This window comes from Cyclobacterium sp. SOCE241, from assembly GCF_056867545.1.
This window is the reverse complement of sequence record NZ_CP149779.1, coordinates 4,452,800-4,464,656: the sequence shown is the minus strand read 5'-3', so window position 1 is coordinate 4,464,656 and position 11,857 is coordinate 4,452,800. Positions and strand designations below refer to the sequence as shown.

Sequence of the window (11,857 nt, the reverse complement as noted above, 5' to 3'; positions counted from 1 at the left end):
TTCTGCTAATAAATTTATATATAGCTACAGTCTTAATCTTCAATTTCAACAATCATTTCAATTTCCAAGGCAATATTACCAGGCAAAGAACCCATGCCCACTGCAGATCTTGCATGTCTACCTTTCTCTCCGAAAACTTCTACCATAAAGTCAGAAAAACCATTCATTACCTGAGGTTGTTCATCAAATTCAGGGCTAGCATTTACCATTCCTAGGACTTTCACAATCTTTTTTACCTTGCTTAAGTCTCCAATCTCAGCTTTTAAAGAAGTCAGCAAATCTATACCTACCAATTTAGCCGCGGCTCTACCTTCAGTCACGGTAAGTTCTGTTCCAAGCTTGCCTGTTACCATTCCTCCTTCAGGCTTAACCGGACCATGACCGGAAAGAAATACCAGGTTTCCTGTCCGTACTGCCTTTACAATACTTCCTTTGAAAGGCTCGGGATTTTTTAACGTGATCCCCATTTTTTTCAAATTCTTCTCAGGACTTTGCGCATTGCTAATGGTGGGCAAAGAAACAAGACTTATGAAAAACAAAAACACTAGTGATTTAAGCATAACTGAATTTATTTTTAGTAATATAATTAGGTCAATATAGAAATCATCAAACTTATTACTCCCAGTTTTTGGCACCAATACCATTGAGGTCCCAAACAATTCTACCCGCTCTTAAAGTCAATTCGGTTTCCAATTTCTTTGAACCTTTAAAGGCAGCCCCGGAAGAGTCAATAAAACCAAACTGGCCTTCGTGTAAGTTGAATATTGCCAAATCGGCTTCTGCTCCTTCAGATAAGTGGCCTAAATCTTCTCTTTGAATCACTTGAGCGGGTTTCCAGGTTGAAGCAGTGATGGCCTCCTGAAGACTCATTCCCAAATTCATCATTTTAGAAACCACATTCAACATGTCCTTCATACCTGCATTCATGCTTCCTGTATGTAAATCGGTACTTATTGTATTAGGATAAAAGCCTTGTTGAGTAGCAGGTACCGCCACTCTGAATAGAAAGGATCCACCTCCATGTCCGACATCAAATATCAACCCCTTTTCTTGGGCCTCAAACCAGTGTGGCCAAACTTTTCCATCAGCATTTAACGTTCCCTCTTTTGGACCGTGTCCGGAGTGATCTCCACCATACATATGGGTAAGAATATCTCCGGGTCTTAATACATCTAGAAGCAGAGTGGATAGTGGCAAAGCCGGATCTGCCCCTCCTAAATCAACCATTACTGGAATTTTTGCAATCTCTGCAGCTTGAACAGCCTTCTTGTATGGGCCCCACTCATGTCCCCTATAATGCGCTATTTTAACTCCAATAATTTCAGGGTTTTGCCTCGCTATCATAGCGGTCATCTTAGGACTCATATCCGTAGTATCTTGCTCACGCGTACTCACGCCACTCATACCTTCTCCCACTATATTAATGAAAACCAATACCCTGGTTTTGGAACGGTTGATTACATGTTCTTTGTACGTTTGAAAATTTTTCCACCCCGGACTTCCAGCATCGGCAACAGTAGTAACTCCTGCTCTAAAGGTAAACCCATCCGGTGGCAAGGATGAAAAACTATTGTTGTAATCTCTATGGGATTCTGTTCCAAAAAAATGGTGCCCATGGATGTCAATCAAACCAGGTGTTACAATCAACCCCTCAGCGTCAATTACTTTTTTTGCTGACTTTTCCTTGATGTTTTTGGATACTTTTGCAATTTTTTTATCCTTAATTGCAACGTCCATTACCCCATCAATCTCATTTTTGGGATCAATCACATGACCATTTTTGATCAGTATATCATAATCTTGTGCATTGACCTGAAGGACAATGGCCATAAAGAAAATGAATGTAAGCCTTAATAGTTTCATAAGTATAGATTTTATTCAAAGGTTAGCTTTCCAAAATATTTAGGTAAGTGAAAATCCGGGCGGTGATTGATTACCTCATTCCAAGTAAAATAATGAGGATTACTCGTACGTCCTGCAATCTTATAAAAATTAGCCTTCCAAGTAACCCCCGGTGCCGGATCTGTGATTTCTCTATGTTCTTTTAATAATGACAAAGGCACTTTGAATTCAATAAACCAGGTTACCGGTTCTGTGATCTCAGGGTCAACTTTATCAGGCATGCTATGGGCAATCTCTATTTGAGCAATCTCTTCAGGTTTCAGGACGGTAAATTCTTTCCTAGGTTTGGTAACATAGTGAAACAAAGGTACACCTGAGCAGTTGATCTCCAAATTAAAATATTCCAAGGGTGAGTTGGTATCCGGTGCAAAGAAAAACTCAACACAGGAATCACTTGAAACATTTCCATTAACCTCCTGAACCAAGCATTTTACATATTTATCTTCCACTTTAAATATCCCATAAATGTTTTCTTGGTCATACCGCAGTTTGACTTGAGTTTTAGGGATAAACTTCTCCGGTTTTGGCCCCATATGAAGTGCTATGGAAGCGGCATCCACTTCCTTCCATGCTGGTTTGTCCCAATTCCCATCAACAGAAATTGGTTCTTTTACATGTTTTACAATGTATTCCAAAGTAGATGCTTCACTTTCTTTCATAGCTTTCGGTTTAGGACTTTCTATAAGTCCAAATATTACAATTAAAAGGGAAATAATTAACTTCATATTTTTGCCAATTCAAGTGGAAAGGTTGTAACTACTTATTCAATTTCTTTACGTACATTCCCAACTTCTATGGCTGAAATACTGGAAGAATTATTCCCAAAGCTTTTCCTAATATACGTAAGAACACCCGCAATCTGTGCATCACTTAGGAAAGAATGTGCCGGCATAATACCATTGTAGGAAACTCCTTTAACATCAATTTGTCCTTCTAATCCTTCCAACAATACCTTAATTAATTCCTTTTTATTACCACGAACCCATTTGGTTTGAGACAAGGTAGGGAATCTGGTACCGTCTCCTAAACCATTGCTTTGGTGACAGGTTGCACAATATACATTATAGGTTTGTTCACCTATTTCTAACATGCCTTTCTCCAAGTTATCCTCTTCTTCTGAAGGCTTTTTAATATTTGTTCTGGTTTTCTTTCTTTCCTCCAATTCTGCCAATGCATCTGCTGTGAAGTCTTCTTTATCACCGGGATACATTATCCTCCAAATTTTACCTTTCACACTTTCAGTAACATAAAGTGACCCATCAGGACCCATAGAGATCCCCATCGGACGAGCTGCAGCATCTCCTGTATTCACAATGGTATCCAACTGTGCAAATCCATCTGCAAACACTTCCCAAGGACCGGAAGGTTTCCCATCCTCAAATGGAACAAAACCTACAAAATAACCTGCCTGAGGATAAGGACCTCGAATCGTACTGCCATGAAATGCTACAAATGCACCATCTTTATACCTTTCAGGAAATTGATCTCCAGTGTAGAAAAATAGATCATTAGGTGCATAGTGTCCCGGAAATCCCATTAAAGGCATGGCAATTGAGTCTACTCCTGTAGCCAACTCCTTATCTCCACCATATTCAGGGTTCAAAAGTTTTTTATCACGAATATGATCATAATAGTAATAGGGCCAGCCACCATTCGTACCATCTTCAACTTTGAAAAATTCTTCTGAAGGAAGTACTGCAGATTCCCATCTTGAGTAAAGGTCAGGCCAAGTCCTGTATAGATTGTCACGACCGTGCTGTACCACATAAAGACTATTTTCTTTGTCATTCCAATCCATGGCAACTACACTCCTTATACCAGTAGCATATCTATAACCATCTTTTTGGGTTTGATTTAATTTATTGGCATCAAATCTCCAAATCCCTCCATGCCACTCAAGTTGGGGACATGGAAACATCCCAGCCATACCCGGACGCCTGTTAAATTCCTGGCAAACATCCCCCGGAGAACCAAAAGGAACATACATATTTCCTTCATTGTCAAAAGCTAGGGGTTTGGCAATGTGCTCAAATCCATGTTCAGCATTTTTATAATCATCTCTTAAGATAAGTTCTGCCTCACCCTCAGGAACCAATTTCTCCGGATCAATTTTTATTCTGAAAACATCCCCGGCAGTACTGAAGTAAAAGTAACCATTGTAGATTTCCATACCGGTACCATAACTTCCATTTTCAGGATAATCCCCAAATACATTGACAATATCAGCTTTACCATCATTGTCTGTATCTCTTAAGGCAACTATCCCCTGTCCTTCTTCATTGGCAACACGGAGCTTTACATAAATGTCACCATTGTCTCTTACGGTAAGGTGCCTTGCTCTTCCGATGCTATCCGCAACAACTACAGCTTCAAATCCACCGGGAAGCGTCAACCCGCCATTATCTGCGTCTCCTTTTGGTAATTCTACTCCGGATTGGCAGGCTGCCAAAGTAAAAGCACGAACATCATTAGGTAGTAACCTAAACGATTTGATTTGTTAAAAGAAATATTTTTCATCTTATATAAACTATTAAAGATTTGTCATTTTAATATTATGTGGGTGATGCGATTACTAAATTAGGAAGGTAAGTTATATTGAAATCATAAAATTCCCTTAAAATCAACACGTAATTCTTAAAAAAATTACTTAAGTGGATAAAGTATTATGGAAATGGTTATTTCTAATATCGACCTGCCAAATTTCATTTAAAAAGAGGTATCAAACTCTATTTTAGTTTTAGATCTATTTTTCTCCTATCATCATGCTTTAGAAAGTCTAGTTATACATATTTCTTAATTATTTGGATTTATAGCAAAATGAAATAACCTTAAAGCACTGGTTGCTAAGCCTTAAAGTAGGAATTCCCCAATTAATTACCTAGTGTAGTCTATTTATATGCAATAAGGCTCCTGCCTATTTAAACCTCAGGTTCCAACTCAATTCATTGAATTTGATATGCCTTGTTCAAATAACAAACACGAAAATAATTTATATAAAGGGAGATATCTTGGGTGAAAATAATGACAAAAGTAGAAAAAAACCCTACGACCACAAGGTTAAAAGATTATTTTTTAACCACACTTTTGTATTTTTTTGTTAAACAATGAATTATTGCTTCATTTTTAAAGCAAGAACATTTTGGAGAAATGAGTTTTAACCAAACTAAGCGCGGGTGGAAGGCAAAAGAATGATAAATTCCTTAATTTCCTTTAAGTATTCCATTAATTGTACATTCGAGGGTAATTTAAGGTTTCTGCCAAGGATTTGGTATCCCGAAGCTATGATCTTTGAGTCAGGAAAGCTTTCACCTAAAGATTGCAAAAACGGTTCTACCTCTTCATTTGAAGGATTGGTAGTAATGGCGGTAACCAAAAATTCCGGTTTGTGTACCTTATAAACATTTTTCAGATCTTCATCGGGGGTATTTTGACCCAAGTAAATCACTTTGTGACCATATGATTTCAATATATAAGAGGTAAATAACAGAGAAATTTCATGCAATTCTCCTTCCGGTAGAAACAATAAAAATTTACTCCCACCTCCACTATACATCTGCCCATCAATGGCTACTATTAATTTTTGCCTTACCAAGTTAGAAATAAAATGCTCCTGCCCGGGGTGAATACTACCTGTCTGCCATAAAATCCCAATCTTTGATAAAAAAGGATAAATTATGTTTAACATGGTCTGTTCGAAACCTATTTTGAGAATATTGGTGGCTATAATTTTTTCAAACCGTTCTTCATTGAATTCCACCATGGCCAATACTAAGGAATGAATCTGATCATCATATGCAAAGGAGCGCTCAGTGAGGTGTAGAACCTCTGCTTTCATCTCCTCTACCGACATTTTAGCAATTTTACTTATTTTGATACCATTATCATTAAGTAAGGCCACGTTAAGAATTAACTTTAAATCATCATCATCATAGTACCTGATGTTGGTCTCTGTCCTTTTGGGGTTTAGCAATTTATACCGTTGTTCCCAAATTCTAACAGTGTGTGCCTTGATACCCGACAACTGCTCCAAGTCCTTTATTGAATACTTACTCATCTACCTTTAATTTTAAAGTACTTCTTAGGCACAATGAATAGACCGAATGAAACAGCTCCATCTTTCTCCTTACTATAATGATGGGCTTGATGGGCACTAAAAATACCCGCAAGATACCCCTTCTTTGGTTTTGAAAATAACTTAAGTCTTCTGTGGATCAGGATATCATGCAAGAAAAAATAACTCATGCCATAAATAGTGATACCAATTCCTAACCAAAACCTATAATCCCATCTATCAATTCCCAAAAAGATAAGCACAATGGCAATACTTGCAAATAATAGTGAGAATAGATCATTGAGTTCAAAAAACCCTTTGGTATGGGCGTGATGCGTCTTGTGAATTTTCCATAAAATGCCATGCATTATATACTTATGTATAAACCATCCGGAAAATTCCATGGCCATAAAACCAATAAACGTATAAAACAGAGCGTAAATCATTGTTGTTAAAACTCCTATTAATCAATTTTGTTTAGCACAGGTCTTTTTCTTTTTATAAAAGGATTGCCAAAATGGCAAAAAGAAGAGCAAATTGAAAAAGAGAGTTAGGTGAAGTGGATTCTCCTTTTCAAAGGAAGCCTTTCTGTAGACCATCTGAATAATAAATGCGACTAAAAACCAGGTGACGTAATTCGACAAAGGTATGCTTTCTTGGTGCCACTGCCAGAAATTCAGTTCAACGGCCACAATTTCAAGGTTTAAATCCAATATAACCATTAAAATCGAAGCCAAAACCGCCGCAATTAGGTCATTTTTTATCATATTTTGAAAAATTCCCCTGTCAAATAAACTAAAAGGAACCAATTTAAGCCAATGGTTAGGGAACTCCAAAAATTCTTATCCCCATGACCGAACTGTAGCTGTAGTCTCCAAAAGTAATCCGGTATTCACCCCTATTATTTCAGTACTCATACCAACCATAAAGGCAAATGATAAAAAACCTATGAAGCTTCTGCTAAAGTCCCGATGGAAGTAAAGGAGGATACCGGTCACCACAATTAAGTGAAAAGGTGTAATCAATTGAAACAAGGGCCGACTTTGCTCCCAGTACAGGCCCAATAAACCCACTATGTGCAAGATGGTAATAAAAATTTTGGCTATTAGTGTTTTTTCAGGCTTTAAGCTCAAGAAGCTATTTATGTTTTTGGGCATAGTAAAACAGAAAATTAAATATTGAGGTATTATTTTTGTTTTCAATATACTATAAGTGTTTCTTTACACTTTTGTTCGAAAGAATGAATACGAATTTAATATAAATTGAATCATACAAGCCATAAAGGTCAATCAAATGGTACTTTATAATATAACTGTCAATATTGATAGCGATCAGGAAGAAGAGTTTATTGCCTGGATGAAACAGGAATACCTGAGCAGGGTAATGCAAACCGGACTCTTTTACGAAAAACGTTTTTTCAGACTACTGCAGGAAGACAATGGGAATGGGGTAAATTTTTCTGCCCAATTTTTAGCAGAAAATCTTGAGGATGTAGAATTCTTTCAAGAAAGATATGCAGCAGTATTAAGCGAAATTATCAAAGAAAAGTTTGGAAGCCAGTTTGTATCTTTCCGATCTGTGTTAGAATCGGTTGATTAAATCATAATGCCTTATTAGCTTCCTAGTTTCATTAAAAGATCTCCTTTTCTTTTAATAATTAATATGCCAAAATGCTCGTTCAATAAGGATTTGCACCTGTTCTCTGCAAATAAAGCTCGAGAGGGTGTATCATACAGCAGTGTCATTCTGAGTAAATTTTTTACATAGGCTGGATCTTGGCCTAGTGTCAGTACCCACTTATGAAGCGTTTGTTTCCAGTCTTCTTGGTATTTTTCGAAGTGACTCTTACCGTCAAACCTCAACTCCAATTGGTTGGAACCAAATTTATACCTAAAAATGCCCGCTAACTGCCGATAAATAATGGATAAATGTTCCTCTGGAAAGGACTTTACCGAAATAATTTTTAAATAAGTATCATCTTGCAATTCGAGGGGATTGAACAATTGGGTAAAGGCTTTTTTCAGTTCATTCACCATCATTTGCATCATCTCCTTCTCCACGGCCTCTTGGGCTTGCCGTAGGATATAATTTTTATCTAAAGGAAATAGCTTTCTTTTCATAATTAGCCTTTGAACTTGCAAATTAAAGAAAAGTAATTTGAAAAATAAGGCAATACTGTAATTTACAGCTTAATTTTTTTGATTTTCATTGGGAAAAAAGGTTTTAACAGATAAAACTTAAACTCCAATCAAAAAAACAGCGCATCTTACCTTGTCGATGCGCTGCTAATGGTCTGACCAAAAAAGACAGCATTTAAAAACAATTTATTGGTTCCATACCAAAAGGCCCTGAAATTTGGGTTATCAACAAAGCCTATGGTTTTCCCACTACCTTTTCCCGAAACTTGTACCACTCCTTTGTTTTTAATCATTTCTAGATTTTTGGGATGCACATATCCACTCGCAAGTGGATCTGCAGTATAAACCAAAGGGTTTGCATAAGGATTTCCTGAAAGCTCAAGAAACTGATTCCCTTGCTTAAACACATGTATGTCCTCAGACGTATACCCATAGCCAATGGGATGGGTTACATCTAATTTCGCTTTGAATATAGCACCTCCTGTTACTTTTGCGCCCCTATCATTGCTTAAATCAGCATATTTCTTTTGCCTCGTACTGTCAGAATAATCTGCACTAGCAAAATTAAACACTGCAATATCATTCTTTGCCAACCAGTTCATGGCGGAGCCTCTACTTATAAGAGTGCCACCTTTTTGCACCCAGGACTTTAACTTCTCAGCTTCTCTTTCACCAAAAGCTCCGTAATTTCCGGTAGGTAAAATGATCACATTGTACCTGTTAAGGTCAGCTCCTGACATCCTATGTGTCGGCATTAAAGTAATTGGAATTTCCATTCGTTGATCAAAAAGGTGCCATATTTCTCCTGCATCAGAACTACCCACACCATCATCTACAAGTAAGGCAATGGATGGTTTTGTCAATACACTAATACTTGGTGATCCTAAATTCACACCGGCCGTAAGCCCGGTGGATAAAGCGTAAATATTAATGCCCGTTGAGGCCGCTATTGATTTAAGGTCCTCATAAAACACTTCGTCACTCCGATCTGAATTTCCTTTTCCTACCAATATGGTTCCCCTGCTGAAACTTTTCTTATCCTTGGTTTGGAACTCTTTGTGACTAACTCTCACTTGATAACCGAGATCCATTAGTTTATACAATGCTTTTGGAGCATAATATTCCTCCCATTCAAAGGCATAACTGTAAGCACCTGCTTCACCTTTTACCTCTCCTTTTTTAAAAGTTAGTCCCTTACTCACGTTTTCTACCTTGGCAAGATTTAATATCTTGCTGCTTAATGACATATAATTTAAGTTAAATGACATTGGTAGGTTCCAGGTAGACACATCATAGAATAAACTATCCTGAAAAGTAGTCCTGGTTTCAAACAAGGAATTGATTAGCCTATATTGGGGTTGATCCAATGGAACAATGAAGGACTTTCCGGATTTGAAAGGCACACCATTTAGTGTTACATCTTCTTCCAAACTATAAAGTTGTATGTCATGGCGCAGTAAAACATCAGCAAAATGAAATGTTCTTCCATAATCCTCTAAAGCTCCAAAAATTATTGCTTTGTTGTCATCGTTTGTATACTCTTCTTTTGCCTCCTTATAAAAGTCGGACATATAAGTGTTTAATTCTACCCTTAAGTCTATGGCAGCATCGAAAGAAGAAAGTGCCGTTGTGAATTGATTTCGAATGGTAAATGGAAAGGAAATCTCTCCGAACACATTTTCTTGCAGGTGTCCTCTGGAGGAAGCTTGCTCAAATAGTATTCCCACAGCCCCCTGAATATCCGGATAGGTAGAACCTTTGCCGAAATAATAATCATCGAAACTTTCCTTAGAATAATATAAGGATCCTATTTTGTCCAGGTATTTTGCATGATAACCGGCAATCTTTTCTGTAAGTTCAAAATTCTTAGCAGGTGTAAGAGGGTTATTCCGACTAGGTATACCCGGCTGAAAAAGTAAGTATTGTCAGTACCCATTTCATGAAAATCAAGAACAATATTAGGCAACCAAGCTTGTAATTGGGCAATTCTCCCTTGAGATTCAGGATGTTGCACAGGCAACCAATCCCTATTCAAGTCAAACCAGTAATGATTAGTTCTTCCTCTGGGCCATGTTTCATTAAGCTCTCTATTGTTTCGGTCCCCATTGGGATAATAACTCTTATGACTGTTGACCCAAGAAGCAAAACGGTTAATTCCATCAGGATTAATGGCCGGGTCAATTAACAAAATAATATTGTCTAGGTCTTCCTCTATTTCTTTTGCCGCAGTAAAATGATAGGCCGAAAGCAAGGAGGCATTTACCCCTGAAGATTCGTTTCCATGAACTGAATGCCCCATATACATTACAACCGGCATTCCTTGAAGATTGGATTTAAAATCAGGATACCTTAATCCCCCACGTTGCTCTTTTAACTTATCCAGCTGTTGGATATTTTTAGGAGATGAAACTGCCAACATCAATAGAGGCCTTTTTTCATAAGTACTGCCATAATTAATCAAGGTTGCCCTAGAAGATTGTTCGGCTACTGTCTTGTAATAATTTACTACTTGGGTATGATTGGCATGCCACTCCCCCACTTCAAAACCCAAGATGGATGAAGGTTTGGCAATATTCTCATCATAGGTATAGTCTTCCGGAAGGTAGTAATCAAGATTAATCTCCTGAGCACCAACCACAAAAAAAGAAATAATAATATAATGCTAAATAGTCCTCTTTTCATTTTTTAGTAAGGTTTAATACGCAAGGTTCCAGACAGGTCGTTTCAGGGAATGAAATTATGAGGTTTTTTGCAAATAATACGACCAGTCGTCAAAACTTAGGAGAAAATTTTCTTCAAAGCAAGGTTAAGGTCTCCATATTGAAATTTGAAACCTGTACCTTCTATTTTTTCATTACTCACCCGATTACCCCCTAGTATCATATTGGCCATCTCCCCCAAGCCTAGCTTAAGAGCAAATGAAGGAACTCCAATATTTACAAAAGGTTTGCCTTTATACTCTGCTGCTCTTTGGGTGAGGATTTTATTCGTTACAGGTACTGGCCCTACGGCGTTATAAATTCCGGACACTCCCTGATTTTCAAGGGCGAAGGCAAACATTGAAGACAAGTCTTCAATAAAAATCCAACTTAAATACTGTTGCCCTGAACCTAGTGGTGCTGCAACCGGGGGTTTTAGCATTTCTTTTAAGGCTCCCCCTTCTTTGGCCAGTACAATACCAATCCGAAAAATCACTGTACGAATCTCTAAATCCTGATACTTTTCTGTAGCGTTTTCCCATTGCTTTACAACATCCGCCAAAAAATCATTCCCAGCAGGATCTCCTTCAAAAACCAATTTTTCTCCCGTATCAAATCCATAAAAACCAACCGCACTGGAACAGACCACGGCCTTGGGTTTATTTTCGGCTTTTTTTAACGCTTCATATAGCAAATTACTACTGTCCAGTCTACTTTTTAAAATCACCTTTTTGCGTTGCTCTGTCCATTTTTTTCTGCCACACCGGCCCCTGCTAGGTGAATTATAGCATCTGCCCAGTCTATTGCTTTATCATCTATTTCGCCCTTTTTAGGATCCCAATAGAAGGATTTTTGCGCATATTTTTTTGGGCTCCTACTTAACCAAGCTACTGCTTTTCCTTCAGCCTCAAGTGTTTTTGTAATAGAAGAACCAACAAGTCCTGATCCTCCGGTGATTAGTATGTTTTGCATAATTATTAGCTCCCCTGTAATCTATTTTAACGAAAAATTACACGCCACAAAAATTATTCCACCATCCCAGAAAAAGTAAAAAATGCTGGTAAAAG

At 37.7% G+C, this 11,857-nt stretch carries 14 protein-coding genes; 1 reads left to right on the top strand and 13 read right to left on the bottom strand.

Going from position 1 to position 11,857, the window contains the following annotated elements:
- Positions 1-32: 32 nt before the first annotated feature.
- The 8 genes from WG932_RS22520 to WG932_RS22485 form a co-directional block, all read right to left on the bottom strand.
- Positions 33-560 carry a RidA family protein gene (locus tag WG932_RS22520; protein WP_014020087.1) on the bottom strand — a complete coding sequence of 176 codons (528 nt, stop codon included), beginning with the start codon at positions 558-560 and terminating at the stop codon, positions 33-35.
- A 55-nt stretch (positions 561-615) separates the two neighbouring features.
- Positions 616-1,863: an amidohydrolase/deacetylase family metallohydrolase gene (locus WG932_RS22515; RefSeq protein ID WP_014020086.1), complete on the bottom strand. Its 1,248-nt coding sequence runs from the start codon at positions 1,861-1,863 to the stop codon at positions 616-618.
- An 11-nt stretch (positions 1,864-1,874) separates the two neighbouring features.
- Positions 1,875-2,561: a carbohydrate-binding family 9-like protein gene (locus WG932_RS22510; RefSeq protein WP_483085458.1), complete on the bottom strand. Its 687-nt coding sequence runs from the start codon at positions 2,559-2,561 to the stop codon at positions 1,875-1,877.
- Between the two features lie 101 nt (positions 2,562-2,662).
- Complete coding sequence (locus WG932_RS22505) at positions 2,663-4,351, bottom strand: PQQ-dependent sugar dehydrogenase (protein WP_483085457.1); 1,689 nt, start codon at positions 4,349-4,351, stop codon at positions 2,663-2,665.
- A 714-nt stretch (positions 4,352-5,065) separates the two neighbouring features.
- On the bottom strand, positions 5,066-5,956 hold the full coding sequence (locus WG932_RS22500; RefSeq protein ID WP_014020083.1) for a MerR family transcriptional regulator: 891 nt from the start codon (positions 5,954-5,956) through the stop codon (positions 5,066-5,068).
- Positions 5,953-6,399 carry a sterol desaturase family protein gene (locus tag WG932_RS22495; RefSeq protein WP_483085456.1) on the bottom strand — a complete coding sequence of 149 codons (447 nt, stop codon included), beginning with the start codon at positions 6,397-6,399 and terminating at the stop codon, positions 5,953-5,955. The genes WG932_RS22500 and WG932_RS22495 overlap by 4 nt, the downstream gene beginning before the upstream one ends.
- 21 nt (positions 6,400-6,420) lie before the next feature.
- Positions 6,421-6,720 carry a carotenoid biosynthesis protein gene (locus WG932_RS22490; RefSeq protein ID WP_483085455.1) on the bottom strand — a complete coding sequence of 100 codons (300 nt, stop codon included), beginning with the start codon at positions 6,718-6,720 and terminating at the stop codon, positions 6,421-6,423.
- A gap of 75 nt (positions 6,721-6,795) precedes the next feature.
- Complete coding sequence (locus tag WG932_RS22485) at positions 6,796-7,086, bottom strand: hypothetical protein (RefSeq protein ID WP_483085454.1); 291 nt, start codon at positions 7,084-7,086, stop codon at positions 6,796-6,798.
- A 160-nt stretch (positions 7,087-7,246) separates the two neighbouring features.
- Between WG932_RS22485 and WG932_RS22480 the strand changes: the two genes are divergently transcribed.
- Complete coding sequence (locus tag WG932_RS22480; RefSeq protein WP_014020080.1) at positions 7,247-7,552, top strand: DUF4286 family protein; 306 nt, start codon at positions 7,247-7,249, stop codon at positions 7,550-7,552.
- Between the two features lie 14 nt (positions 7,553-7,566).
- On the opposite strand, the gene WG932_RS22475 is transcribed toward WG932_RS22480, so the two are convergent.
- The 5 genes from WG932_RS22475 to WG932_RS22455 all read right to left on the bottom strand — a co-directional run bounded on the left by WG932_RS22475 (position 7,567) and on the right by WG932_RS22455 (position 11,762).
- Positions 7,567-8,073, bottom strand: a complete 507-nt coding sequence (locus tag WG932_RS22475; RefSeq protein ID WP_014020079.1) for a hypothetical protein — start codon at positions 8,071-8,073, stop codon at positions 7,567-7,569.
- Positions 8,074-8,219: 146 nt separating this feature from the next.
- The gene (locus tag WG932_RS22470; protein ID WP_483085453.1) at positions 8,220-9,818 is read right to left on the bottom strand and encodes a hypothetical protein; all 1,599 of its coding nucleotides are present in this window, start codon (positions 9,816-9,818) and stop codon (positions 8,220-8,222) included.
- A gap of 80 nt (positions 9,819-9,898) precedes the next feature.
- Complete coding sequence (locus WG932_RS22465) at positions 9,899-10,729, bottom strand: M14 family zinc carboxypeptidase (RefSeq protein ID WP_483085452.1); 831 nt, start codon at positions 10,727-10,729, stop codon at positions 9,899-9,901.
- Positions 10,730-10,869: 140 nt separating this feature from the next.
- Positions 10,870-11,517, bottom strand: coding sequence for a TIGR01777 family oxidoreductase (locus tag WG932_RS22460; RefSeq protein WP_483085451.1), 648 nt, complete (start codon positions 11,515-11,517; stop codon positions 10,870-10,872).
- Positions 11,514-11,762 (bottom strand): NAD-dependent epimerase/dehydratase family protein, encoded by a 249-nt coding sequence (locus WG932_RS22455; protein WP_483085450.1) that lies wholly within the window; start codon positions 11,760-11,762, stop codon positions 11,514-11,516. The genes WG932_RS22460 and WG932_RS22455 overlap by 4 nt, the downstream gene beginning before the upstream one ends.
- Positions 11,763-11,857: the final 95 nt, after the last annotated feature.